At 42.0% G+C, this 26,671-nt stretch carries 26 protein-coding genes; 5 read left to right on the top strand and 21 right to left on the bottom strand.

Going from position 1 to position 26,671, the window contains the following annotated elements; all coding sequences use genetic code 11:
* Positions 1-5: 5 nt before the first annotated feature.
* Positions 6-467, bottom strand: coding sequence for an S-ribosylhomocysteine lyase (locus ACL9RM_RS08680; protein WP_029515967.1), 462 nt, complete (start codon positions 465-467; stop codon positions 6-8).
* Positions 468-742: 275 nt separating this feature from the next.
* On the opposite strand from ACL9RM_RS08680, the gene ACL9RM_RS08675 reads away from it, so the two are divergent.
* The gene (locus ACL9RM_RS08675; RefSeq protein WP_250267344.1) at positions 743-1,543 is read left to right on the top strand and encodes a GTP pyrophosphokinase; all 801 of its coding nucleotides are present in this window, start codon (positions 743-745) and stop codon (positions 1,541-1,543) included.
* 158 nt (positions 1,544-1,701) lie between these two features.
* Here ACL9RM_RS08675 and ACL9RM_RS08670 read toward each other — a convergent pair whose 3' ends face one another.
* The 11 genes from ACL9RM_RS08670 to thrS all read right to left on the bottom strand — a co-directional run bounded on the left by ACL9RM_RS08670 (position 1,702) and on the right by thrS (position 14,958).
* Positions 1,702-1,836: a hypothetical protein gene (locus ACL9RM_RS08670; protein ID WP_323873134.1), complete on the bottom strand. Its 135-nt coding sequence runs from the start codon at positions 1,834-1,836 to the stop codon at positions 1,702-1,704.
* Positions 1,837-1,953: 117 nt separating this feature from the next.
* Positions 1,954-4,083, bottom strand: coding sequence for a peptidase domain-containing ABC transporter (locus tag ACL9RM_RS08665; RefSeq protein ID WP_250267343.1), 2,130 nt, complete (start codon positions 4,081-4,083; stop codon positions 1,954-1,956).
* Positions 4,084-4,136: 53 nt separating this feature from the next.
* Positions 4,137-7,283 (bottom strand): type 2 lanthipeptide synthetase LanM family protein, encoded by a 3,147-nt coding sequence (locus ACL9RM_RS08660; protein ID WP_250267342.1) that lies wholly within the window; start codon positions 7,281-7,283, stop codon positions 4,137-4,139.
* Between the two features lie 94 nt (positions 7,284-7,377).
* Positions 7,378-7,572 carry a plantaricin C family lantibiotic gene (locus ACL9RM_RS08655; protein WP_250267341.1) on the bottom strand — a complete coding sequence of 65 codons (195 nt, stop codon included), beginning with the start codon at positions 7,570-7,572 and terminating at the stop codon, positions 7,378-7,380.
* A gap of 185 nt (positions 7,573-7,757) precedes the next feature.
* Positions 7,758-8,540, bottom strand: a complete 783-nt coding sequence (locus ACL9RM_RS08650) for an ABC transporter permease (RefSeq protein ID WP_414126279.1) — start codon at positions 8,538-8,540, stop codon at positions 7,758-7,760.
* A 4-nt stretch (positions 8,541-8,544) separates the two neighbouring features.
* Positions 8,545-9,312 (bottom strand): ABC transporter permease, encoded by a 768-nt coding sequence (locus tag ACL9RM_RS08645; protein WP_323873194.1) that lies wholly within the window; start codon positions 9,310-9,312, stop codon positions 8,545-8,547.
* Between the two features lie 4 nt (positions 9,313-9,316).
* Complete coding sequence (locus ACL9RM_RS08640; RefSeq protein ID WP_250267338.1) at positions 9,317-10,240, bottom strand: ABC transporter ATP-binding protein; 924 nt, start codon at positions 10,238-10,240, stop codon at positions 9,317-9,319.
* Between the two features lie 138 nt (positions 10,241-10,378).
* Positions 10,379-11,296 carry a sensor histidine kinase gene (locus ACL9RM_RS08635; protein WP_250267337.1) on the bottom strand — a complete coding sequence of 306 codons (918 nt, stop codon included), beginning with the start codon at positions 11,294-11,296 and terminating at the stop codon, positions 10,379-10,381.
* 2 nt (positions 11,297-11,298) lie between these two features.
* Entirely contained in the window at positions 11,299-12,018 is a 720-nt protein-coding gene (locus ACL9RM_RS08630; RefSeq protein ID WP_414126281.1) for a response regulator transcription factor, read from the bottom strand.
* Between the two features lie 57 nt (positions 12,019-12,075).
* Entirely contained in the window at positions 12,076-12,759 is a 684-nt protein-coding gene (locus ACL9RM_RS08625; RefSeq protein WP_250267336.1) for a response regulator transcription factor, read from the bottom strand.
* A gap of 285 nt (positions 12,760-13,044) precedes the next feature.
* Positions 13,045-14,958 (bottom strand): threonine--tRNA ligase, encoded by a 1,914-nt coding sequence (gene thrS, locus ACL9RM_RS08620; RefSeq protein ID WP_414126282.1) that lies wholly within the window; start codon positions 14,956-14,958, stop codon positions 13,045-13,047.
* 480 nt (positions 14,959-15,438) lie between these two features.
* On the opposite strand from thrS, the gene ACL9RM_RS08615 reads away from it, so the two are divergent.
* Positions 15,439-15,678, top strand: coding sequence for a DUF3995 domain-containing protein (locus tag ACL9RM_RS08615; RefSeq protein ID WP_250262130.1), 240 nt, complete (start codon positions 15,439-15,441; stop codon positions 15,676-15,678).
* Between the two features lie 17 nt (positions 15,679-15,695).
* Here ACL9RM_RS08615 and ACL9RM_RS08610 read toward each other — a convergent pair whose 3' ends face one another.
* The gene (locus tag ACL9RM_RS08610; protein ID WP_414126283.1) at positions 15,696-16,919 is read right to left on the bottom strand and encodes an MFS transporter; all 1,224 of its coding nucleotides are present in this window, start codon (positions 16,917-16,919) and stop codon (positions 15,696-15,698) included.
* A 188-nt stretch (positions 16,920-17,107) separates the two neighbouring features.
* Here ACL9RM_RS08610 and ACL9RM_RS08605 point away from each other — a divergent pair, with 188 nt between their 5' ends.
* The gene (locus tag ACL9RM_RS08605) at positions 17,108-17,686 is read left to right on the top strand and encodes a TetR/AcrR family transcriptional regulator (RefSeq protein ID WP_414126284.1); all 579 of its coding nucleotides are present in this window, start codon (positions 17,108-17,110) and stop codon (positions 17,684-17,686) included.
* A 101-nt stretch (positions 17,687-17,787) separates the two neighbouring features.
* On the opposite strand, the gene ACL9RM_RS08600 is transcribed toward ACL9RM_RS08605, so the two are convergent.
* On the bottom strand, positions 17,788-18,210 hold the full coding sequence (locus ACL9RM_RS08600) for a MarR family winged helix-turn-helix transcriptional regulator (RefSeq protein ID WP_061829988.1): 423 nt from the start codon (positions 18,208-18,210) through the stop codon (positions 17,788-17,790).
* 164 nt (positions 18,211-18,374) lie between these two features.
* Between ACL9RM_RS08600 and ACL9RM_RS08595 the strand changes: the two genes are divergently transcribed.
* Both ACL9RM_RS08595 and ACL9RM_RS08590 read left to right on the top strand, forming a co-directional pair.
* On the top strand, positions 18,375-19,844 hold the full coding sequence (locus ACL9RM_RS08595; protein ID WP_414126305.1) for an MFS transporter: 1,470 nt from the start codon (positions 18,375-18,377) through the stop codon (positions 19,842-19,844).
* A 135-nt stretch (positions 19,845-19,979) separates the two neighbouring features.
* The gene (locus ACL9RM_RS08590) at positions 19,980-20,480 is read left to right on the top strand and encodes an NAD(+) diphosphatase (RefSeq protein ID WP_414126285.1); all 501 of its coding nucleotides are present in this window, start codon (positions 19,980-19,982) and stop codon (positions 20,478-20,480) included.
* Between the two features lie 164 nt (positions 20,481-20,644).
* Here the strand turns inward: ACL9RM_RS08590 and ACL9RM_RS08585 are convergent, their stop codons facing one another.
* From ACL9RM_RS08585 to ACL9RM_RS08555, 7 genes are all read right to left on the bottom strand, one after another.
* Positions 20,645-21,721 (bottom strand): Gfo/Idh/MocA family protein, encoded by a 1,077-nt coding sequence (locus ACL9RM_RS08585; RefSeq protein WP_414126286.1) that lies wholly within the window; start codon positions 21,719-21,721, stop codon positions 20,645-20,647.
* Positions 21,722-21,948: 227 nt separating this feature from the next.
* Positions 21,949-22,362, bottom strand: coding sequence for a DUF350 domain-containing protein (locus ACL9RM_RS08580; protein WP_254326948.1), 414 nt, complete (start codon positions 22,360-22,362; stop codon positions 21,949-21,951).
* Positions 22,363-22,455: 93 nt separating this feature from the next.
* The gene (locus ACL9RM_RS08575) at positions 22,456-23,892 is read right to left on the bottom strand and encodes a glutathionylspermidine synthase family protein (protein WP_250267332.1); all 1,437 of its coding nucleotides are present in this window, start codon (positions 23,890-23,892) and stop codon (positions 22,456-22,458) included.
* A 1-nt stretch (position 23,893) separates the two neighbouring features.
* Positions 23,894-24,232 carry a hypothetical protein gene (locus tag ACL9RM_RS08570; protein ID WP_023986799.1) on the bottom strand — a complete coding sequence of 113 codons (339 nt, stop codon included), beginning with the start codon at positions 24,230-24,232 and terminating at the stop codon, positions 23,894-23,896.
* The gene (locus tag ACL9RM_RS08565; protein WP_231109444.1) at positions 24,232-24,789 is read right to left on the bottom strand and encodes a hypothetical protein; all 558 of its coding nucleotides are present in this window, start codon (positions 24,787-24,789) and stop codon (positions 24,232-24,234) included. The genes ACL9RM_RS08570 and ACL9RM_RS08565 overlap by 1 nt, the downstream gene beginning before the upstream one ends.
* A gap of 90 nt (positions 24,790-24,879) precedes the next feature.
* The gene (locus tag ACL9RM_RS08560; protein WP_250267331.1) at positions 24,880-25,785 is read right to left on the bottom strand and encodes a M15 family metallopeptidase; all 906 of its coding nucleotides are present in this window, start codon (positions 25,783-25,785) and stop codon (positions 24,880-24,882) included.
* Between the two features lie 151 nt (positions 25,786-25,936).
* Positions 25,937-26,662: a phosphoribosylglycinamide synthetase gene (locus ACL9RM_RS08555; RefSeq protein WP_250267330.1), complete on the bottom strand. Its 726-nt coding sequence runs from the start codon at positions 26,660-26,662 to the stop codon at positions 25,937-25,939.
* Positions 26,663-26,671 lie beyond the last annotated feature (9 nt).

The following is a 26,671-nucleotide window of genomic DNA, read 5'->3' as shown; positions in this document are numbered from 1 at the left end:
AGATTTTAAAGTACTCTTTCGAAAGGATCGCGGCTAATACCAGCTTCCAATACAATCTTCACATATTCCTGCGCGGAAAAAAGAGAGTGGTCCTTGTAGTTCCCGCATTCCAAAGCAGTAACAGCCGGAACCTCTGTCGTTTCCAGAATTCTTTTCAAAGTTTTTTCCAAAGCGAGTGCAATTTCCTCAGGCTCGTGTTCATTCCACAAAATCAAGTAGAACCCCGTTCTGCATCCCATAGGAGAGATATCAATAATTCCTTTGATTTCATCTCTCAGATACGTCGCTAATAAGTGCTCCAACGTATGTACAGCAGCTGTAGGAAGTGCATCTTCATTGGGTTGCAAAAATCTCAAGTCATACTTTTGTACTGTGCTTCCTTTTTCGTCATGCTCTACTCCCGCTGCTCTTACATAAGGAGCCTTTACAATCGTGTGATCTAATTGAAAACTTTCTACTTTTGCCATTTTTCTTTTCCTCTTTTCTGTAATTTATATTTTTAATCTAATGATGGATACTCTACATTTGTGATTTTTTTAAAGAATTAAATGCTCCAAATCAGCATTTTTGTAATTATACATCGGATTACTCGGTTTTACCACTATAATTCTTGTCGTATTTCTTTTTTCTTTGACCGTCTCTCCTTTGCCTGTAGGTTTTGACATAGTGTACAATGTATACGATAATGCATTTTTACGAAAAAGATCGAGGACATCATAAGCCTCATTTAGGAGAATGCTCTGTGAATGAACCGGATTGGAAGCACCTGAATGCTGTCCCATTACCCTTGCAGGAATTTCAGCTACAGCTGGATCAAAACAGTGTCGACGCCAAGCAACTAGAGGAGTGGAGAAAGATTCCCGTCCTTTATCAGCTCGCTCTGGAGGAATTAAAGAATAAAATTAAGCTGATTCAGACGGAATGGAAGCTGTTAGACGGTTTTAGCCCGATTGAGCATATTAAAACCCGGATCAAAGAGCCCCACAGCATCGTGGAAAAGGTTCGGCGCAAAGGGCATGAAGTGACCTTGGACAATATATTGCGTGAAATTCATGATATCGCTGGAATGCGCGTGGTATGCGCTTTTGTGAAAGATATTTATCGTCTGATGGATCATCTTCACACACGGGAAGACATTCGTATTCTGGAGGTCAAGGACTATATAGCCCATCCTAAGCCCAACGGCTACCAGAGCCTGCATGTCATTGTGGAAATTCCGCTGATCCTGTTTGAAGGCACGCGCTGGATCAAGGTTGAAATTCAATTGCGCACATTGGCTATGGATTTCTGGGCTAGTATGGAGCATATTTTGTACTATAAGTTCGATAAGAAAGTGCCTGAACATGTCGTTAATGGATTGACCGAAGCTGCACGTGCAACCTACGAGCTGGATCAGAAAATGCTGAAGTTGCGCGGCGAAATATTATCGCTTAGCGAGGAACAGGATGCGGAAGAATCCCCTTCGAATCAATCCGAAGAGACGTCCTTGAAGACACTCTCCCTCCCTGCAGATCACGCCACTTCACGGCCACAAACCTGCTAAGTATTTGTGTACAAGATAATTTAAGAATTCAGTTGAGTCTGCAAAAACGTTGGTTCAGTCTTACGCTGGATTCTTATGTATTGGGTACAAAAAAAGAGCCATCAAAACCACGTTCATCATGGTTTTGATGGCTCTTTTACACATTTTCTGATCAAATATTACTGTTTCTCGCGAATTTCTGTGCTGATTTTCTCTACGATGTCCGCAATGCTGAGTGATCCCAGATCGCCTTCGCCGCGTTTACATGTAAGAAACAGTTCATAGGCAATAAATTGATGTTTACTAATCAGCATGTGAGGCTGTTCTTAATAAACCATCGCACTCGTCAATTGTCCTGACTCCGTCTTGCTTCCTCAATCGTAAATACAGCGGTTATCGCTGCTTAAGCTAACGTGGTGGAGATGGTTTAACTACATACTCATTAGGCCTCGATCATTGTACAAAATATTTTCGTAGTAATTCCCTCTACGTTTAATTAATTGATCATGGGTTCCATGTTCGATAATCTCGCCATTAGACACAACATATATTCGATCTGAATCTTGAATAGCATTTAATCTATGAGTTACCGTTATCTGAGTAATTTCAATGTTTTTCAAATTTAAAAAAATCTTTTTTTCTGTTAACGGGTCCAGATTACTTGTAGCTTCGTCGAGAATTATGATCTCTGGATTGGAAGCCAGAGCACGTGCTATAGCAATTCTTTGCTTTTGACCACCAGATAAGTTCTGACCATTTTCACCAATAAAAGTATTTAACTTTAATGGAAAACCCATTACATCGTTTTTTAGTTCAACCAGATTGAGTAATTCATAAATTTGAGCATCAGTTAAGTCTCCGAACATATCAATATTATTTCTTATAGTGTTATTGATAGCCATAGGTATTTGTGTAACAGCACCAAATAACTTATCAATAGATTCACGTTCGATCTGCTTAATGTTACTACCATTAAGCAGAATTTCTCCCGTATAGCGTGAAAAAACGTTCAGAAGTAGTTTAGTAATTGTTGTTTTCCCACTTCCTGAAGCTCCTACAATGGCAATTTTCTCGCCCTTTTCAATGGTTAAATTAATATCATTAAGATCATTTTTTCCTCGGTCTGCATAAGCATACGATACATTCTTTAGTTCAATATGTTCGAAATGCTCAATCCTTTTGTCCCCAGACGGTGTATCACCTTTATAGTTCAGAAACTCCTTTAATCGAATTATGGTTTCTTTCAAGTTGCCAATCTGGGGCAGAACTAAAGATAGTGTTTTAAATGGGCTAATAAAATAAGCAGATAGAGTTACAAATGCAATGAGCGTTCCTAAGGTAAGCTGATTGTTCGTTATTAAATAGCTACCTATTACATATATGAAAATAGGAGTAACTATATTTATAGCTGTAAGGACAGATTCCATTACATCGGACAACTGTATTCTTTGTTTTAATAAATTTATAGAGGCATCATATTTTTTATGAATGTTACTACTCAGGATACTGCCAAAATGCATACTTCTAATTTGTGAAATATTGTTTAATATTTCTATCAAATCTCCATCTAAACGGCTTCTATCCGCATAATAATTTTGTATTTTTTGCTTTAATTTCAAATTCATAATATAAGCGAAACTCAATTGCAGCAATGTAAACATGGCAACTAAAAAAAATAGTAGAGAAGATTGAGAAATCATAAGAGCCCCACAAAAAAGTGCTGTTAATAAATCAATAAATGTTAATATCAAGATTCCAGAAAAAAACTCATAGATGTCACTTATACTATTAAAACGACGAGCTAGATCGCCTGATGAATGATTTTCATAAAAGGATAAATCAATCTTAAATAATTTTTTTATCATCTGTGCAGTCGCTTTTATATATATCTCATTCTGTAACAGTAGAAGGGCTCTTTTTTTCGACCAATTAAAGACGAAATATATAATACCTAAAATTAGGGCGGAACTCATTAGAATAATCATGCTGTCGTTTTTATTATTAGATTCAATCTGATCCACAATATATTGGATCATTAAAGGTGGGATTAATATTAGACCTTGTGTCAGAAGTGTAAAAAATATAGATATTGCAAATTTTCTTTTGTCTATATGTAATTTTAGTTTCGGTGTTTTTGTAGTATACTTAATCCCCTCTTTAGATCTTAAACGTATAATGACGGTATGAAAATTATCTTTTATATAATTGAAGCTGATCGTTTTTTTTCCTTCAACAGGGTCCAGTATTACATAACCTGTTCTGTTTTTTTTAGAAATCACCACATAGTGATCTGTTTTTAAGCACATGATAGCCGGCAAGTTTTTATTCAAGTTCTCTTCATCACAATAATCCTGAAAAGCATGGAAGGAGAATCCATGCTCTTCAGCGACTTCTTTCATCATACTCAGCGTCATACCATTACGCCCTATGTTAATAGAGGCTTTTACATCAACAATACTAACTTTTTGTCCATAATACCGAAAAAGCATAGCTAAACAGGCAGCCCCACAATCCGTAGTACCCAGTTGGCGAATTAATGGAATATGTCTTCTACGCAACATCTATACCTTCTTTCATAACAAAGGTTCACTAAAAACGTAACAGATTTTGATGATTAAATATCCAATGCTAAAACACATGGCAGGGAGTCATCTAAATCCCTAAGCAAAGAATACCCCATACCAGCTAATCCGGTCATAAATCCCGGTATTTCATGTCCAAATAAGTACTCCCTGCTACTATTACTCTCTCCGTTGCATATTTTTCTAACAACCCATGATCTACTTGCACGTATCAAATCTTGCAATTTATTGTCGGGGAATAATTTATTGTATTCTTGTAAAATTTCAGTGTTTCCCAGATTCCCATGACATAAACATTCATTTTGGTTAAGACCAGAGGCTACGGTAGTATTCACAGCTAATTTCATATCTTGTAATATTCCCTGTTTTTGTTCTGAGGAAAAGTAAGGATACATTTTGCTTCTTCCAAGGAGAATCCCGGCTGCACCATGACACCACGCTGTCATATAAACCTTCTGGTCAGAACTCTTTTCTCCAAAGAAGACCCTCTCATCCTTCCAGTTATGGTGTTCCTGATCGTAAAGTGAATTTTCAAATTGTAGTCCAGATAGAGCCGATTCGGAAAAGTCCTCATTATTCGTTTCATACCCTAGCTTACCTAGAGCAAACGCAATACCAGAAATACCGTGTGAAAAACCAGCTAAAGGGTTCACACTTCCCTTTCCTACCCAGCTCACCCCCCGATCACCTTGTTGCTGGTTTTCAAGCAACACATATCCGGCTTTACTAGCCTCTTCAAGATATCTTTTATCCTTTGTTAACTTGTACAGATTCAATAATGCTAGGATTGCTCCGGCATTGCCAAAACAAATATCAAATCCCTTATCTCCGATAATAGCCTCACTTACTACAGCAACGTGTTTTTTAGCATAGTTTAGATAAGCTTCGTTACCTGTTATTGAATATAAAATCTCATAAGTATACAACAATGATCCTTCTCCGGAAAAGGCACCGCTTGCTTCCTGGTCTAATCCCGTGCTCCGATCGCACATCTCATCCGTGTATAAAAACAATGCGTTTTTTAATGCATTACAGATTACACTGTAATCATGACAAGGATTTAACTTATTTAGAGCATTAAAAAAAATAGCAATGCCTGTTAAGCCGTCATACAAATAGGTATTTAAAGGACGAATATCCCAAGTCGTGTCGTTGTCTTTACCAACCGCTGAAATATCAATCCAATTGACATCACTCTTATCTTTATTCATTACACATTTCTCAAGAAGCCCATCCGCAATTTTCAAGACGGCTTTCAACCATAGTGTTTTATCTCTTTGCTCACCAAATTTAAAATCTAAGGTCGTAAAATTGTTTTGCTCTTTGACTACCTCTATATCATTTATGTTTGTTAAGCTTATTCGAATGTATCTGAGTTGTTCCTCTAAATCAGTATTACTCAAGTTTGCTATCTTTTCATTTAAGCATTCCATGCTCGTTTTAGGAAAATAATCTTTAATTTCTTTGTCGTTATTCCCAAACAAGGACCTTTTATCTGTATATATATAAAAATAGGGTACGTCCATATTTAGCATATCCGCTATTTCCATTTTTGTAATATCACATGAGTTATGGACATCCTTCCAGTTTCTAAATAAAGTGCCCAATAACAAATGGCGATCCTTAGCATCTTGAAGAAAATCGGGATGATAAGAGGTGTGTAACAATAAATAGTATCTTTGTGTGTCTTGTACAAGATGTCTGACTTTTAGATTAACAAACAGGTTTACTTTCTCTAATGTCTCTTGTTTGTTTTGCAAGACGAACATACACACATCCTTAAATCCAGAAATAACCTGATTGACAAAGCCTGAAATAGAATAACCGTCACCATTGATTGTAGGAAGATTCTGAGTAAGTTTTGTTTTAGGGTGCTCATAAACAAAGTGCATATCACTCGTTCCCTTAGCTGCAATTCTCGGTATTGCAACAGGGTATTCTACATTTTCTTTCCCTTTTGCGGCACTAAGATCAATTCCCTCTCCTTTACGAATGAAATGCCGTTGTGGTAATAAGCCTGAGTACAGAACAGATTCTCGCAGTGTATTGTTAATTATCCCTCGTGCAGAATCCTTCGGAATCTCTTTTTTATTATTCAGAAGAGTCTCGGCATCAATAATAACAGGATGTTCTCCTGCGGCTATAAGATTTTCTTTATGTAAATCATTTGAGCCTAAGATGAAATGAGTAAAAATTAATACTCCAAACCGATAATAATATCGGTTTAACGCCTCGTTATCACTACAAGAGGTGTGGCTAACAAATTCTTCCCAGCCATATTCGCCACAATCGGTTATTTTGAAATCTTTTATAGTATGCTTGGCAGACGAAGATATAAACATCAAAAATTCATGATACACCATATCTATTTTCAAGTTACGGGGCTTATAAACTATTTCCACATCATTATCGAGAGTGAATATAATGACTGTTTTTCCTTTTTGGTGCGAGTCAGACATGCTTGAATTAAAAGCAGTAATATGTGTAAACTCATTCCCTCTGCAAAAATTCTGTACAATTAAATTGTGATCTTTTTTTAACCTACTTAGCGCAAGAGAATAATTGTCCACATGATTCATAATGGTCTCAAAAATCATTCTACATAAACATGGATATATCTCCATTAACTCTGTAACATAATCTTGATCCTTCAAAAATCTGTTGTTATAATCGAGATATTCTTCCCTTGCATTTTCTCCGCGTAATTCATTATTTTTTTTAGATAAATGCATCTCAAAAATTAAGGTGCCCACGGAAATTTTATTTAATTGTTCAAGCATATTGACGGAGAAATCGACTTTCACACATTGTTCTATTTCCCCCTTAACCTTCTCATTTAATTTGAACAACCCGATTGTAATAAACGGGATATAAAAGTTAAAGAACAAAGCCTCTTTCCCATCAAAGTCCATTAAAGAAGATTTAGCATTGATAAGTTGTTTATTAAAATATAGTTTTTGCAAATCAGCGATATCAGTCGATGAAGTAAAATCGTGAACTTTATATTCGTCGGATGATAGAATCACATTCAAATTCAAATTATAATTTTTCTCAAAATCACTTATAATATCTTCACCTAATATATTATACCAATATTTATAAACATCGGAATGCTCTGTTTCCTTCCTCACATTATGATACTCTCTTTCTGTTATATAAGAATATTTTAAGCTCTCCATCTATAAACACCTCTTTTTTAAGTAACAATCCGTATCCGCCTCAATTAGATTAAAATAAATAAAAATCCATTTTTTTATATTTTAAAGTTATATTCTAGCAACAAAATGGATTCAAAGTTCCTAAATTACATTCGGCTGTAACCGTACAAACGACACCACTGGAATTCTTATGTTCTCCCGCACCTGCTGCAAAGTTTTTCAATTCAGCTTCACTGATTTCTTCCATAACATTACCTGCGGGGTGAACAAATTGTCCTCTACTAATTGGGTTTCTCAATTCATTTTTCATCGTTCATTCTCCTCTACATAAATTTTATTGAGGCGGATGCGGATTGTTACTTCCCTATCAAAATTTAAAATTCTTCCAACGAGGATTAGATTAACATATCAAACTTGTCTTAACCTTGCCTCAACCTTGCCTTAACCTTGAAAATAAAATAGACTCTCCAGAAGGAGAGTCCTTAGTTAAACTGCTTAATGCTTTCTTAATGATTTATTGCTAAACTTGTCTGTCAATGGTGCAGGTGTCTTGCTTTTTTTCCCCATTACTGCGATTAGAACAATAGAAATAAGGCAAATGGCGATCAAAGTTAAATAACAAAGAGACAAATTATAGGAAGAACCCTCTTCTCCTTGATAATTTATTATACCTAGCCCTGCTGTAATCGGATACACACTAGTAAGGTCATGTCCAGAAGCAAAAGCCCCTACAATACCATAGAAAAACGCAAAGCCGACTCCCGCCATAAATCCGTTTGCACTATGACTTGTCAATATAATTATAGGCAAGACCGCTAAATATACACACACGTTTATACCTATCATTTGAAAAAAAGATTGAACCAGCACTTTGGCAGCTAACCCTGGATAATGGCTCAATAGAAATATAAACAATGTAAGTCCAAAGCTAACAACTCCAAGAAAAATCGCGATCAGACCTACCGTAATCAATTTTCCAATCAGCAGGCTACGGAAAGATACAGGGACAGTCAAGATATTTTTTAATGTATCATTCACCCGTTCCCTAGTAATAATATAACCTGACATTAATGTTATTGTGGCAGGAAAAAACAAGCTGAAGTTATTCCAGATGACCGAATTTGAAAAGCTCTCAAAAGTAGGTAATGTTCCGTCAGCGGCAGTCTCCATATAACGTGACAATAAAACGACCAATAGCATAGCTGCAATCCCGATCCAAATGATAGAGTAACGCTTTAATTTGATGATTTCTGTTTTCACCAATACGCACATGTTCATTTGTTCACACCTCCCGTTTCCTATAAATCTGAACTATGGCGAAATAGGACAAAATAGCAATGATCGCAATGGTGATTACGACCTGAGACAAGGGCAACATTACAGGTGCAATTTTAGAGTAATAATACGCCGATGGCGATACGGATACATTCAAATGCCAACGATAAATAATTGAAGAAGGTAATATACTGCTTAGCAACTTTATAATGGGAATTTTAGACTGGAGCCCCACAAATATAAAAGCAAAATTAAAAATATCATAAAATAATACAATGATAATCGAAATAATATATGAACGATTAAAAAAAACAATGGCAATGACGATCGGAAGTGTTCCCGCTGTTAATAACAATCCTATTATTGCCCCCACTTCAAACTTATAAAGTACATCATTAATTCCACCTAAAAGCCATCCACCAATGATTGAGGAGCCGGCAGATGCAGAAGAAAAAATAAATCCAAAGATGAACAATACAATAAGTTTAGAGGTGACGATTTGAAGAATACTTAGAGGAATCGTCCTTAGATTTTTTAAGGTATCATGATCCCTCTCCATAAAGAATAACATCGTCGCCACAATGCCCAAAACAATGGGAAGCATCAAAATTTGTCCGTAACCTACAATCGCCTGGAACAACTTGTCGTACACTCCCACATTACCAAGGCTGCCCTTTAATGCAAGCATAGTAAAAATAAACGGGAATAAGAACGCTGACATAATAACGAACGTCACAAACTTTTTCCGTTTTAACTTTATGAGCTCACACTTCACCAATCTAAGCAATTCCCGCACCCCCGGTGACCCTCTTGAAGTAGTCTTCAAGTGTATCTTCGCAGGTATGTGCCTCGAACAACTCTATTCCATTTTCGATGAATAAACGGGTTATGTTCGAAATCGGCAAGGATGTATCGTACAGACGGACCCTACGATCATCCTCCACCTGAAAATGATGTGTATTAAATCTCCTTTCCAGCAGGTGAGCTGCTTGTGATGCATCCGAGACAATAAAGTGGACATATTTATTGTTTTTCTTTTCTAATGCTTTCAAACTTTCTTCTTCCAAAAGCACACCATGATCGATAATTCCAATATCATCTGCTAGCAAAGATATTTCAGATAAAATGTGGCTGGAGATTAAAATCGTCTTTCCTCTCTCTGTACACAGATTTCGTATATATTCACGGACCTCAGCAATACCAATTGGATCAAGTCCATTAATGGGCTCATCTAATATCAGTAATTCAGGGTCGTGCATGACTGCTAACGCGATAGCTAGGCGCTGCTTCATGCCAAGGGAATATTGCGAGTATAATTTTTTATCCCGATATGCAAGCCCCACCACTTCCAGTGTATTTTTAACAGCGTTACGACTTGATACCCCCCGCAGTTCTGCAAAAAGCTTCAGGTTTTCCGTCCCCGTCAAATTGGGATAGAAGCCTGGTGATTCAATCAGGCTCCCAATACGAGGAAGTATCTTTTTTTCATTAGAACGAATATCCTTTCCAAAAATGCGAACCTCACCAGTTGTAGGCTGCATAAGGTTCAGCAGCATCTTCATCGCTGTGGTTTTTCCAGCACCATTACGACCTAATAATCCATAAATCCTCCCCTTTTTCACATGGATATTGAGATTGGCTACGCTTTTCTGTTCTCCAAATTGTTTGGTTAAATTAATGGTCTCAATAATATAATCGTTCATACTCGTACTCCTTTATGTGTTTTAAGGTTATAAGATCATTTTATTATTCCGCCTTGGATTTAAACATGGAGCTAACCTAGAATTTAAAATAAAGAGTCCCTACAAAAGTAAGGACCCTTCAGAAAAACGAACATTTATTTATTTCACCAATGGAAGACATATCTTGAATTCGGTTTTTTGATTTGGTTCACTTTGAACGTTAATTGTTCCTTTGAGCTTTTTTACAAGTTGTTGTACAATAGAAAGCCCTAATCCGCTACCTTTATGGGAATATTTACCATCTATTTTGTACAGCCGAGAAAATATAAACGGCAAATCCTGTTTCAAAACCCCTTTCCCATTATCCTCAACTACGATAGCTGCATTTGTGCCTTGTACAGCAACATGAATCGAAATACAGCTGGCTCCGCTATGATCTACTACATTTTGAATTAAATTGTTTATAATGCGGAAATAAGCATCCTTATCTATCTGAATCATAATCTGTTGTTCTGGAATGGTAATGTCATATTTCATAGGGATACTTTCAAATACAGGTAACCAATCTTGCAGAATAGTACGGGTCAGCTCTGTTAGTTCCACGTTATGCAGCACAAATGTTTCTTCATCCGAACGAAGCTTGGACCATTCAAAAAGTTTATCCACGTACTCTTTCAAATCGTGTGATTTCAGACGTGCTATTTCGATGAACTCTTCTCTTTCATCCTCTACAACAATCTCTTTATTCACCGCATCCAGGTAGCCAATAAGCGTAGTTAAAGGTGTGCGGACGTCATGGGACAGACTAGTCATCAATTGCTTGTTCAGCTCTTCCGCCCGTTTTAATTCAATAATTTGAGCATGAAGATCATATACAATCTCATTGATTTTATAACAGATTGAGGAAGTGATATCATTGGGAGCAGCAAGAATTTTACGGTCCTTGTTCCCTGCCGCAATATCAGTCAGTGTTTCATCAACTTCATTTAATTTGCTCATAATACGCCGATGCCTCGCCAACATCCACACAGTAATCGTACATAAAGTACCTATGATAAGAAACAATATTAATTTCATTCCTACACTCCACGATTGAACCGATAGCCCATACCTTTTACGGTCTGAATATAGGTTGGATTATTGGCATCCAATTCAATTTTCTTCCTTAATCGGCTGATATATCCCATAATATTGGCATCATCATATGCGTATTGTTCTTGCCACACCCGTTCATAAATCTGCTGCTTCGTAAGGACTTTCCCCTGGTTCTCGGCAAGATAACACAAAATTTCAAACTCTTTGACCGGAAGCTCTACCTCTTCTTCATTAACCAATACGATAAAAGTTTCTAATTCAATAGTAAGTCCTTGAAAAATAAGCCTCTTTAAGCCCTCTGCGGGAGAAAAATTAAACATGGTATACCTACGAATCAGTGACAGGACTCGGGCGATAAATTCGTCCACATCAAAAGGCTTAGTCATATAATCATCAGCGCCTATACGTAGTCCATGCACTTTATCTCTATTTTCTACTTTAGAAGTCAACATGAGCACGGGAACCTGACTGATCTCTCTAATTTTTGCAAGTGTATCAAATCCGTCTATTTCTGGCATCATGATATCAAGCACAATCAATTGAAATTCTGTATGTAGGAGCGATCTGAGGCCATCATTGCCGTTATGGCAGATTACAGCGTTTATATTTTCCTTGCCAACACACTTTTCCAGTAACTTGCACAGATCCTTGTCATCATCAATAATCAGGATTGTATGATTCATCTCTCCAGCCTGATCTCCCATCACATTCGCTCCTTACTGTTGTTTGTAGCAGTCATCTAACAGACATGTTATTCATCGCTATTCACCTTCAACAAAACGATATCCAACTCCTTTAATATTTTGTATATTCGCTGAGCTCTTTTCAATTTGTTTGCGGATTTTGCTAATATGTGACATGATATTGTTATCATCATACATGTATTCTCTTTTCCATACTTCTTCATATATTTGCTTCTTAGTGTAAATACGATTACAATTTTGGGCCAAATAGAATAAAATATCAAATTCCTTAGCTTGCAATTCAACATTTCTCCCATCTATAACAACAACTCGTTTATTAGGATCTATTTCTAGCGAATTAAAAACTAATTTTTTTTCAAGCGTGGATACATTGTTTAACACGGTATAACGTCTTATTAAAGATTGAATCCTTGCAACGAATTCATTTCTTTCAAAGGGTTTGGTCATATAATCATCTGCCCCTAGCCTCAATGCGCAGACATTTTCAACCAGATCATTTTTAGCATTTAACATCAAAACAGGCACACAACTAGCTGTTCTTATCTTTTGTAATACCTCAAATCCGTCTATATCGTTTAGCTTAACATCCAACACAATTAAAATATATTTACCTCTTGAAAATCTTAACAAACTTTCTTTTCCCGAATGTGTGAATTCCACAGCTAGGTTGTTTTCAGTTAAAGATTTCACAAGTTCTTTACACAAATTCTCATCGCTTTCAATAATAAGAATTTTATACATTTGCTAATTTCACCTACTCTCTTAAAAATGAGTGTCACATACGACAAAAACATAAAATTGTAATTGAAGCATTCTACTTCTATTCATTCCATTATAATACATAATTGCAATACAATCAGTACACAATTCATATACATATGACGAATTCTCAAACCAAGTGCAACAGAGCTTCTGCTTGGCTTAGCTTCTCTAAAACTTATTAATTTTGTAATGTACAAAAAAGAGCCATCAAAACCACGTTCATCATGGTTTTGATGGCTCTTTTACACATTTTCTGATCAAATATTACTGTTTCTCGCGAATCTCTGTGCTGATTTTCTCAACGATATCTGCAATGCTGAGTGATCCCAGATCGCCTTCGCCGCGTTTACGAACCGCTACAGTACCGGTTGTTTTTTCATTTTCCCCGATAACGAACATATATGGAACCTTCTCCAATTGCGCCTCGCGGATTTTATAACCAAGCTTCTCATTGCGAGTATCCACTTCGACGCGCAGACCTGCTTTCAGCAACGCATCCTGTATCTCATTAGCAGTCTCGATATAGTTCTCGGATACTGGCAACAGCTTCGCATGAACAGGAGCCAACCACAATGGGAATGCACCTGTAAAATGCTCAGTCAGGATGCCCATGAAGCGGTCAATCGAACCATAGATGGCACGGTGAATAACGACTGGACGGTGCTTCTGGTTGTCCTCGCCCACATAAGTGAGGTCGAATTTTTCAGGCATTTGGAAGTCCAATTGGATCGTTCCGCACTGCCAGCTGCGTTTGAGCGCATCGAGAATGTGGAAGTCAATTTTCGGACCGTAGAATGCTCCATCTCCCGCATTAATACGGTAGTTGATGCCCAGGTGATCCAGCACGTTTTGCAGAGCTTGTTCCGCTTGATCCCACAGTGCTGGCTCGCCCATAAAGTCATCTGGACGTGTGGACAATTCCACTGTGAAGTCAAAGCCAAACACACTATACATTTCGTTAATCAGCTTAATTACGTCTGTAATTTCTTGTTCAATCTGACCTGGTGTGACGAAAATATGCGCATCATCCTGACAGAATGTACGAACACGCATCATACCGTTCAACGCGCCGGACAGCTCATGGCGATGCACTTGTCCAAATTCGGCTATACGAATTGGCAGATCGCGGTAAGAGTGAAGCTCATTTTTAAACACAAGCATATGCCCTGGGCAGTTCATCGGTTTCAGAGCAAATGTAGTTTCATCCACTTCGGAGAAGTACATGTTTTCCTTGTAATGCTCATAGTGTCCCGATTGTTCCCACAGACGGTTGTTCATCATCAGCGGTGTACGTACTTCCTCATAGCCATGCAGACGTTGAATGTCACGGGAGTAATCTTCCAATGCAGTGCGGACAACCATACCTTTAGGCAGGTAGAACGGCATGCCCGGTGCTTCTTCGGAGAACATGAACAGTTCCAGCTCTTTACCCAGCTTGCGATGGTCGCGTTTTTTCGCTTCCTCCAGCAAATGCAGGTGCTCATCCAGTTGTGCTTTTTTCGGGAATGCTGTTCCGTAGATACGTTGCAGCATCTTGTTGTTGGAATCGCCTCTCCAGTATGCGCCCGCTACACTCAACAGTTTAAAAGCTTTGATGCGGCCAGTTGATGGCAAATGCGGGCCACGACACAGGTCAAAAAATTCGCCTTGATCATAGATTGTAATTTCCGCTTCTTCCGGTAAATCACGAATCAGTTCCAGCTTCAGTGGATCTTCCAACTCTCCAAAAATACGAGTGGCTTCCTCACGGCTGACCACACGACGTGTAATCGGCAGATTTTCCTGTGCGATCTTCGTCATTTCCTTCTCGATTTTGGCCAAGTCGTCAACAGACAATGGGTTTTCGATATCAATGTCATAGTAGAAGCCGCTGTCGATGACCGGACCGATACCCAGTTTCACGTTTTTCTCACCGTAAATGCGTTTGAGCGCCTGAGCGAGCAAATGCGCTGTACTGTGACGATAAATTTCCAGACCGTCTACACCATCCAGCGTAATGATTTCAAGGTCAACGTTCTGATCCAAAACGGTGTTCAGATCTACAGCCTTCCCGTTCACTTTACCTGCTACGGCGTTCTTTTTCAGCCCGGAGCTGATCGAACCCGCCACGTCGGCAATTGTTACGCCCTGCTCGTACTCGCGTACGGCTCCATCTGGCAATTTCACTTGAATACTCACGATTAAAGCCTCCATTTCAAATTGTGTTCTATATCAAAATTGAACGCAAAAAAAACGCCTCTCTCCCTCAAGGGACGAGTGCGTTCAGCTCGTGGTTCCACCCTAGTTCGGCCCGCTCCTGTGCGTACATTTATGTTCATCGGAACATGCTCATGCACGACATGCGTGACCCTCCATTGGTATCCGTTAACGGGGATAAAGCGGTAGGCGCTTACTGATGTTACTGCCAGATTGCACAGCTACATGTTCAACGTCACGGCTACAAAGGGGTAACTTCACATGCGGTTGCCGGAAAAGCTCTCAGCCTCGTCTTTTCTCTCTGAACGGCCCTTCAAGGAAATCATGTCTTTGGTCAATGCCTTGAATATCACTATATGCTACAGCATTATAGATCAAATTCGCAGGTATTTCAAGTGGGCGTTTATGTAATTTCATGCCTCCTATTGGGTATTCGGCGGACAAAAAGGTGCAAAGGCAGCGATCCCAAGCACAGGAACGGCTTTGCTCTTTGAGCCGTTTTTCAGTACCTTTCATTCCTACGGTGCAGGCTTGTTGTCGTGCGTATTTATTTTACGTTCTATAGGAGATTTCAAATGGGTAGGGTTCTTCAAGAGAAAAAAAGGAACTGTTTTTGCAAAGTGGGACACTGTGCTCTACTCGCCCCTTTGTTTTCTCTTGGGAACAGCCATTTTAATGATTATGTTTTTGCGTACGGCATAGCTTAAAGCCGACCTCTATCAGATGGTTTGTTTCTTTCGCACGTCTCCACTCGTTTCTTTCTCAGTGAAAAAGTACAGCAAAGCCAGCACAGGCAGGACGACTCCAATCAGAGAACTAAAATTCCAACCTCCTAACGCATACGACCAACCACCTAATGATGATCCAATCGCTCCGCCTATGAAAAAAATCGACATGAATAATCCGTTCAGACGCCCCCTCGCCTCACTCCCCAAGGAGTAAATCACACGCTGTCCAAGTACAAGATTTCCCGATACAGCCATATCCAGTGTAATCGCTGAAATAAAGAGAAGTACGAGTGCAACCGTCGAATGACTTTGAAAAAGATAAATGAGCAAAAAAGACAAGGCTGCAATGATCATAGCTAACCCGGTTAAACCTTTGCTCCAACCTTTATCAGCCAATCTCCCGGCAATCGGGGCAGCTACTGCACCGCCTACGCCTACTAAAGCAAACAATGCAATCCCTTGTTGAGACATTCCGAAATCATCCGCCAAACGTAGAGGAACAACAGTCCAAAATAGGCTGAAGGCACCAAATAGGCAGGCTTGATACAGGGCACGACGGCGCAGTGCAGGCGTTTGTTTTAAAAGAGTGCCTAGCGAGAAAATTAATTTACTGTAAGATACCGTAGGCACAGGCTTGCGCTCTGGAAGAGCTCGTGAGAGCAGAATCGTCAACAGCGTCAAGACAATGGCTGACAAAATAAATACGGCTTGCCATCCCCAGATGCTGGTGATAAAGCTTGCTACTGGCCGTGCGAACATAATGCCTAGCAAGAGTCCGCTCATGACATTCCCAACAACGCGGCCGCGCTGCTCTTCGGATGCTAAATAGGTGGCGTACGGCACCAGTATCTGGGCTACCACAGATCCAATTCCAATGAATAAGGATGCGGTCAGGAACAACGGGGCATTGGTGGCAAAAGCGGCAACAACCAATGCACAGACTGTGATAATTAGCGATATGACCATGAGCCGTCGATTTTCAATAATGTCGCTGAGCGGTACGATAAATAGCAAACCTACCACATAACCGATTTGAGTTAAGGTGACAATGAAGCCCGCTGCTGTAGAAGAAAGACCCATAGCAACGTGAATAGGTCCTACAAGGGTTTGAGTATAGTACAGGTTGGCAACAATAAGGCCGCATGCGGCTGCCAACAAAAACATCATCCAATTTGAGATACGGTTACTTTTTAAGGCTTGTTGTTCTCTTTGCATAATAATCCTCCTCATTATTTCAAATACTAAACGTATAGTTCATTAATTCGATAATCAAATAATATACTGAACGTTTCGTTTTGTAAATAGGCAAATTCAACTTTTTATTCTCGCATGATATTTGATATACTGAACGTATAGTTTATTTTTCGCGTTTACTTATATCTGTTAAGAAGGTGAGCATTCCAGTGCAGAGCAAAAGAGGACGTCCACGTAATGTCGAGACGCAAAAATCTATCCTTAACACTTCCTATGATCTACTGTTGGAGCAAGGCTTTGGGGCGGTTACGGTAGAAAAAATTGCTGAGCGAGCAAAAGTTAGCAAAGCCACCATTTATAAATGGTGGCCTAACAAAGCTGCCGTAGTGATGGATGGTTTCCTGTCAGCCACCATAGCAAGATTGCCCGTGCCCGACACGGGTTGTGTATTAGATGACATTCTCATTCATGCCACGAATTTAGTGCGGTTCTTAATAAGCCGAGAGGGTAAAATCATTACGGAGTTAATAGGCGAAGGGCAACTTGATTCAGGATTGTCAGAGGCATACCGAACCCGATATTTCCACCCTCGGCGACTTGAGGCCAGGCTTCTTATTGAGCGCGGAATAGAGCGCGGAGAATTGAAGGAAAATCTCGATATTGAATTATGTATCGATCTCATTTATGGGCCCGTTTTTTATCGATTGCTGGTAACTGGTTATCCATTAGACGATTCCTATGTGCGACAATTAGTCATGAATGCGTTCAAAGGAATTGGCATGGACTGAATGAGCGGTATCAAGCAGTTCTCACAGAGTATCCTCTGTGAGGGCTGCTTTTTCTTTTACCTGCCACGATCCTCTGGCTAACTCCTTATTTGTTTATTTGTTTATTCGTCAGGGTCTATACTAATCTTTTGCAGTAAGTCGATAAGAAGATCCTCTTCCTCTTCGGATAGTTTATGGACAAGGCTGACATTGAGCTCGTCCAATATTCCTTGTAAGACAGGGGCAAACTCTAACGCTTTGGCCGTGGGAGATACAAGATAGGAACGGCGGTCATTTGGGTCCGTTTTCCGTTCAATATAGCCTGATTCCTCCAATTGTTTCACAGAGCGTGCCGTGGTTGCCTTGTCAAATTTAAGTTCATTCGTCAACTGCTCTTGTGTAATGCCCGGTCGCTGCAAAATGAGCTTTAAAAAGCTGTGTTGTCCTCCACTGCCGATTCCGTAAGGACCCAGTTTTTTGGACAGTATTTTTTGATTTCGACGGTACAAGTGGGAAATTAGCTTTCCAATCGGTTTTTTTCTCATCAAATACACCTCATTGGCTTGAAAATGACAAATCCCCAGTTGGGACCAAAGCAAAGTTTACAACAATATTGTTGCGCACGCAACTAATTTGCTGTACACTAGAACCGTTCATTTAGTTGCGCGTGCAACTAAATAGAAATTGTTAACGATAACGAGGTGTAATGATGAGTTCAACTGCTACAACGGCTACAACCTATCAAGAGAATATCGAAGTCCAGAAGAAACGTTGGCTGATTTTAATTGTTTTGAATCTGTTTACATTTATGTCCACATTGGATGGAAGCATCGTCAATATCGCTCTTCCTGTGTTGTCTCGCACGTTACATTTACCCGTGGCACAGATTGAATGGGTGACAACCGCCTATTTAATGGCGATATGTACCGCTATCTTATTTTTTGGCAAGCTTGGAGATATCGTCGGTAAAATCAAAATATTCAAAATCGGCACAATCGTATTCATTCTTGGCTCCCTAATGTGCGGTCTTAGCTCTTCGCTTTCTATGCTGCTGATTTCCCGTATTATTCAAGCATTTGGAGCGTCCATGACCATGGCGAACAGCCAGGGGATCGTGACAGATATCTTCCCGTCCAATGAACGGGGCAAAGCACTTGGCCTCATTGGAACCTTCGTTTCTCTGGGCAGTATCGCCGGGCCAAGCTTGGGCGGTATTATTGTCTCGTCGCTGGGCTGGCAGTACATTTTCTGGGTCAATGTACCGGTAGGGCTGGTCGCTGTCTTTCTTGGCTGGAAGCTTCTGCCGAAGGATTTGATCAAGGTGAAAGATAAAATTGACGTTCCCGGTAGCTTGGTATTTGCTATTTTTATTCTCACTTTGTTCGTCGGATTGTTGCTGGGACAGCAGGTCGGGTATGGCGACAAACGTATCGTTGCTTCGCTGGTGGTGGCTGTAGTTGCTTTTGCCATGTTCATTAGGTTGGAACTTCGTCGTCCTGGGCCGCTCTTACAGCTCGCGCTATTCAAAAATCCGTTATTTTCGCTCAGTATTTTGTGTGCTTTTCTGGTGTTCGTCGCTAACTTTTGCTTTAACATCATTTCGCCCTTTTATGCGCAGAATATGCTGAACTTGTCGCCTTTTCATGCCGGGTTCCTGCTGATGCTGCTCCCCATCTCGATGGTTATTGTGGCCCCTCTCAGCGGTGCGCTTTCCGATAAAATCGGATCTGAACTGCTCACATTCGCCGGGCTGGTCGTTATGGTTATTGCCCAAATTGGATTGGCCCAATTGCATGCAGGCAGCTCTATCCCGCTCGTGGGTCTGTGGATTGCCATGCTGGGCATTGGCAGTGGTTTATTCCAATCGCCGAACAACTCGCTGATTATGTCTACGGTACCCCGCACACAGCTCGGCTCAGCCGGGAGTGTCAATTCGCTGGTTCGCAACGTCGGTATGGTTGTGGGGATTACTTTGGCCACATCGATCCTCTTTTATATTATGAGTAAAGAGGCTGGTTATCGGGTCACCGGCTTGGTCTCGGGTCATCCAGAAATTTTTCTGTCAGGCATGCATGTAGTCTTTATGACGTCCGCGTCCATCTGTCTTGTGGCGGCATTGTTAACAGGCTGGCGGCTGATCGGGGCTAGACGGGCAAGAACGCAGCAAGAAAAGGGATAAAGACCAAGCGAAGAAATAAAACGTCCGTAGACAGAACAATGATCGTAGAATTAAGATGATGAGTATTGCAGTACAAACACGGCATTAAAAGCAACATTTACAATTTTAAAAATGGGATACAAGGGTGGAGCTTACATGAAATATTGCTATGAATGCGGAACAAAATTGATGGTGAAGGAGTGTGAAGGCGAAGGCCCTATCCCCTTTTGTCATACATGCCAGGTCTTTCGTTTCCCGATATTCAGCACTGCGATCAGTACCGCTGTATTGAATAGTCGGAGAGATAAGGTGCTGCTCATACAGCAGTACAATATTCAAGGCTTCATTTTATTGGCAGGTTATGTGAACAAGGGTGAATCCGCCGAGCAGACATTGGTGCGTGAAGTTAAGGAAGAAGTAGGATTACAAGTCGATGAGTATCAATATATGCGCAGCGAGTATTTTGAACGAAGCAATACACTGATGCTGAATTTTGTGTCCATTGTGAATGACGATCAGTTGGATGTTCTTAGTACGGAGGTAGATCAAGCACGTTGGTTTACACTGGAGGAAACCAAGCAAGCTATTTTGAAAAACAGCTTAGCTGAATCCTTCTTGCTGACCATTATTGAAAAGATTGAGGCAGGATTGATTTGAAGTGATATAAGCGTGGCGATGTGAAAATGATGAAAAAGATGTCTTTACAGATATTGAATTGCTAAACCGCAAGATGGCTGCTCTTTCCAAGGAACCCTCTTGCGGGTCACAGCATGTTTATACTCTTTGTCATTGCTGGAATTTCAGCGACTCCCCTCACATCCCTACATTTCTACTAAACGTCCATTCTCTTTCCAGGATTGCAGTATTTTCTCAAGTACCCACTGGTTTTTGTAGCCGTCCTCGAATAAGGGAGCACGATCCACAGACTTTCCCCTTGCCAGCTCAACAAAATCTTCATAGGCCGTGTGATTATAGATTGCAGGGACAGCCCAACTCTCGTATTCGGCACCCGGGTGTTCCAGGTCACGCAGCACAATGCGGATACTTTCCGGGTTATTGAGGCTGGCGTGCAGCGTACCAAGTTCTCCATAGATATCGACTTCGATATCGTGCCGTATGCCGATGGCATTTTTATGAGTGATAAAGGTTCCCACGGTATTGTCGCCTACGATGCCATGAAAGGCAGCGAGATCTTCCACATCCACTTTTACAGGCAGACCCGTGATCGGATCGAACCGCTCGGGTGTAATGGTATGTAGCAGCGCTGCGACACTTTTAAATTCACCCACCAGAAAACGGGCCAGATCAATGATATGTGAGGCTGTATCCCCCACTACTCCGGAACCAGCCTTGGCTAAATTGTGACGCCATGTATACGGATGCTGACGATACGGCGCAAATGCATCCATTAGATAACGAAATTGAATGTTATAGATTTTGCCCAGCTTTTGCTCATCCAGCAGTTGCTTGGTATATTGGAAGGCCGCGCCGTAACGATGCTTATAGTGAACCAGCAAAGGTACCGGATTCGCTGTATATAGCTTTTTCAACTGATCCGCTTCTTCCCATGTGAGAGTCAATGGTTTTTCTGCCAGTACAGCTTTGTGTTCTTCCAGCGCAATACGAATAATGTCAAAATGCACATCATTGGGTGTCAGCGACAGAATCGCATCTACCTCTGGGTCACGGATTAATGCTTCATAATGGGAGTACCGCTTGGAAGCAGGCAGTTGCAATTGTTCTCCGATGGCTTGAAGGCGATTGGGATTCACATCACTAACAGCCACAATAGATACCCCCGAGATGGTGTGCAGTGATCTTATGTGATATTCAGCAATAAGACCCAGGCCAATGATACCCATCCGAATTTGTTTGGTTGGGGAGGTGGAGGTACTCATATGTTCAGAATTCCCTTCTCTTCTATTTGGTTTGAACTCTGTAGCAAATTCCTTTTGCTATGCAGTATCACCCGTTGCTTTATAGAATAGTCCCCACAGGAAGTGATCGTTGCAACCTTCAATTCGAAAGTCTGATGCCGGGCAGTGAATACAATGTTCCATAAAAAAAGGATCTGCAGCTCCGTTGTCCGGTATTGCAGATCCTTGGTATTCCTTCTCTATGTCGACTACATCAAAAATGTACCTACCACAAAAGACACCCCGACGATGATCGAGCGCAGCAGCTGTGCCAAAGCCACATTGCCTTTGGCAATTTCCTCGCACACCTTGGTACGCGGCGTCACCAGATCAAAAATCACATAGACCAGACACAGCACTACAATACCCACAGCCGACCAGGTCAGCATATCTAGCCATGAATGACTGCTGTACGACACCATCCCCACGATGATACACAGACCTAGCAGCTTTGCCCCCATATAGATGCCTGCCGCCTCATTGCCGCGTGCGATTTCTTGATTATCGTTATAACGTGTCAGCAAGCTGAACACAAAATAACCTACGATTAAGATGGCAAACAGGATAAGCAGGCCGATACCTACATTGCCCAATGCGTTGCCCAAACTGATATAAGAGTCCAATTTTCTTCCTCCTTAGGATACTTCAGGATTTTGCCAAATCCTCACTTGTAAATGAACAGATAAGTTCGAATATTGTACATTTTTTAATTCAGCTTATATAACGTGCGGATTAGGAGGTGCGGTGGCAACGGCGGCGGCGCAATAGTAGGCCATATCACCTGTTACCTTTTCACCGATTCGCGGCAGGACACCCGCAAAACGCCCCCCGATCACGAATATACCTGTTAACACATAGCCATGAAATAATCCTTCGTCGGTCTGTACCTCTGCACTCTGCATCGGCCACAGCCGCTGATAAATCTTAGGCTGTCCCTCGTAATAAGCGGCAATATGTGCGGCTTCCTCCTGCTCAGGCGTTCGTGGAGCGTCAGCTTGGTGAAGCAGATCAGGGTTGTCAATCTCCGCAGGTTCAACCTCTCCCAAGGCGCCTTTCAGCATCTCCTCGGATTGAGGATGTTCGATCAAATGCGTCCCTTTACCCTCCCGTCCCCATATACCTTTGGCCACATAAGGCTCTTTATTTTGCATAAACACCGAGGGCTCAAAATACGTAGGCAGCAGGTAGGTTCGTATCACCTCCAGCTCGCGATCGTCAAACAAACGAAAGCCACAGAACTCTGGTGTTTGCTCATTGCGCTCATACAGTGACCACACGGTTGCGGTGAACCCTTTGCTCTGGGTAATGATATGCTGTGGCGGGTTGATTAATCCTATTTTCCCGTCTGCCACCATATCCATTAGCGCCTGCCCCACCTCAAGTCCCGTATTCTCTTCCCGGTCATCAATTAGATATTCCAGCGGATACAGGCGATAGAGAATGTGGATCTGCTCTCCCCGGTGATACAATCCTTCATTCGGGATAATCTCCAGTTCTTCCAAAGGAGCATAAACGACTTCGAATCCGGCTTGTTCACATAAATGCATAATATATTTGGTGTTCGTCTGATCCTCGATGTGCCAGTCATAGCAAGCAAAATACACCTTCTTTGTCCCTAATCCCTTGCGACTATAAAAATGAATGAGCTCCGTCAAGGCAGACTGAATCGCCTCGTCCATTCCAGATGAGGGTCCATGTAGTGCTTTGTCATCTTCCGACATTCTATCCCTACTCAGCACCTCCAGCAGCTTTCCTTCGAGATAAGCCACCTCGGGAATCCCGGTTGGGGTATCGGTGTTATTCTCAATGCACTTGATACCCGCTTCTCCCACAATCCAGTCCTGGCGGGTTATCCCATCCGGCTCGGCCTCCATACGTGCAGCACGCAGCAAGCCCGGATGAATCCCCAACCGTTCCACCAGGTATTCATCCGGCATATAGCGCTGAACGAATTGCTGAACCTTGCGATAAATACGATGTACCGCCTCAGAAGCAACCTGAAGCTCTGCCAGCTCGCTTTCCCGATATACCGTTACGGCCGGCACGCAATAGGATTTGCCATACATGCGGTGATACGGGATGATACGGCTGATTTCACCCTTAAAAAGCTCATCATGTTCATAAGGCAATTGCCGAATCGTACGCATGCTCATCTTAACCCCCAGAGAAAAAGCCGCTGCGTGAGCCGCTGCTGCCAAAACCGCTGTGTGAGCTGGAAGATGAGGATGAGCTTTTGCGGTATGAGCTGGAAGATGAACGACTGCTATGGTATGAGGAGCCTCCACTATAATAAGTCGATCCGCCATAGTAATACCCGCTGCTGCCTGAATCCCGACACGCCGTTTGTTCCGATACAGGAAGCTCATCGCAGTCATAATACTCGTCGTCACCGCACCCCGTCAGAGCAGCTGGGACAGCCAACATCAGGGCAAAAGCCGCCATCCGTGTACGAGAGCCGGGCTTGGATTTCATCTTTTCCCAGGAATGCTCCATCACAGATCGACCTCCTTCACAAACAGATGTACCTTTTTCAGCTGAGGGTCCAGTACCGAATATATAAATTCATATGTTTTGCCACCCAGTACTGTATAGTGATCTAATAGCCGTTGGGCCAACTCCAAAGTAAATACCGAACCTTCCCGCTGATCCATACTACGGAATGCAGGTTCATGCCATATCCAGTACATTGCACTGTATGTGGAAGTGTAACCTCCCTCACTGGCAAGCACGAGGTCTGTGATGGACGCACCGTAAGGCTTTGCACGTTCCCCTGTAAATTCAGTCACATAGACGGAATGATCCGTATGTTCCTCACTTTCATTCGATATATGCGACCATAGTTTGTCATGGAGACGCGTAGCGTCTACAAGCTTGCGTAGAAACAGCTCATCTCCCGATACGGATTCCCGTGTCAGGCTGCGCAGTTCCTTTTGAGTGTCTTCCGACCATTCGCGATACGTTAATGAATAATAAATGATGATTCCCTTCCCTTCCTGTACGCTTCTGTCATGAGGTTTGCAACAAATCAAAGCGCTTATGTCGTCGCTCACTATACGAGATTCTACCTTGAAAAGGTTCAATTTGGAAGAAAAATACGACAAAAAGCCGCAATCCCTAGGATTACGGCTTGGATTTCACTGCTACAGCTTGATATTGTTCTCGTCGAAATATTCCTCCAGCGTCATCCCCTGCTTGGCTACATCCTCCGCAATGTCTATTCCCACATAACGGATATGCCAAGGCTCGTACACATAGCCGGTTACATCTTCCTTACCCTTCATATAACGAATAATAAATCCGTATTCCGGTGCATGTTTTTCCAGCCATTCGCCTTCCTTGGAAGCTCCGAAGGACTGCTCCAGCACATTACCCACGCTTGGACTGGATACATCAATGGACAAACCTGTCTGATGCTCACTCGTACCCGGTACAGCGCTAACTTTAGAGGCATATTCCTGCCCCTTTGTCTTTACATTGTTGTTGAAAATAGATACCTGACGCTTATAGGAACGGTATCCCGATACCGCACGCAGCTCAATGCCGTCTTTTTCCGCACCGTCGAACAGCTTCTCCAGTGCCTCTGCCGCTTCCTTACGCAAATGCCGCTTTTCATGCGGTCCCTCGAAGGAAAAAGGCACCTGCGGCTCCACCAGGTCATCGGGGACATAGCCTACAGGCAAGCTGCGCTTTTTGTTCACAACGACTGTATCAGAAGTCGCATTGGTGACAATCGCAGTTCCATCCTCTTCCTTAACCGTGGCTTGCAGCGCACTCTGGCTTCGCAACGCCATCACAGGGTCGGCCTGTCCACTTTCTGTACCCGCAGAGGCTCGTCCAGCGCTAGTGCTGCCATTACCCGCATCCGGCTGGGCGGAAGGCTGTACATTCTCCTGTACCGCTGTAGATGACTTCAACGGCTCGCTTTCCTGTCCACCTGATCCTCCCTGCTGGCAGGCTGCCAGTAATAACCCTGGCAGGATCAGCCCCGGAATGAGCGCTTTGGTCCATCTCTTAGATGCTCGCGTCTGTTGTATATGTCGTTTCATGCTGGTATCTCCTCCAATATTGCATTTGATGCATGACTTGCTGTGACTGTTTCGTTTCCCCATTGTAACTGAACTTTTGGCACTCTTCGAAGCCATTATCCCGTTCGATGAAGGCGAATAGACTCGAAAAAGGAAGTATATACCCGAATTGTTACGGAGTATGACGTTTTTGCGGGATTGCAGCTCGGGCCCGCTCAGCTACCCGTTCACGTATGAGTTTCAATGCCTCTTCCGCACGGGGTAAACCCGGCAGCAAATCTGTAATATCCGCTTCCTTCTTAGGAGCAAGTTTCTGCGGCAGACGAATCTCAATTGCATGAAAGCCCGCACCGGGACGATGCAATGCTCCTTCTGCGGCAGACTCCGCAATCCATTCGCTAATCGCTGCCGATCCGCTGCGTCCGCCCTCTGACCGCGAGGTAGACTCAAGCGCGGGGGATGTCCCCTGCACATGGGATAACTCCCCGGCCCAAGCACTGAATACGTACTCCAGCAGCTCTTCCCGTGTCATTCCGATCAGTTCTAGACAGGTCTGCGGCTCGCTTTCCAGACCGGTTTGAAGAGCTTTCTTCACATCGTCGACTACACCCACGCCATCTTTCATGCTAGAAGTGGCTGTCTCAGCTGCTAGCTGTACGATCTCATCCAGCGATAGACAGGTTTCCCCTTGCAAAAAACGGTAGATGTCCAAAGGATCTGCTTTTAGCTGCTCCAGCCATGCTTTTCGCTGTTCGGGATTCAGTACAGGCGCTGGGCCAGTCCATTGGACAGCATATGTGGAAGGTCCCCCCGTTGATTCGCCTTCCAACCCATTTCCGTCTAATTCCACTATCCATTGACCGTCAGTTACTTTTAGCTTCACTCGCGGCCTCGTCATCGCCTTCAT

This window comes from Paenibacillus sp. S29 (assembly GCF_049319765.1).
GTDB classification, from domain to species: Bacteria; Bacillota; Bacilli; order Paenibacillales; family Paenibacillaceae; genus Paenibacillus; species Paenibacillus polymyxa_B.
Note: the sequence above shows the minus strand (reverse complement) of the source record. Positions and strands in the feature narration are given on the sequence as shown.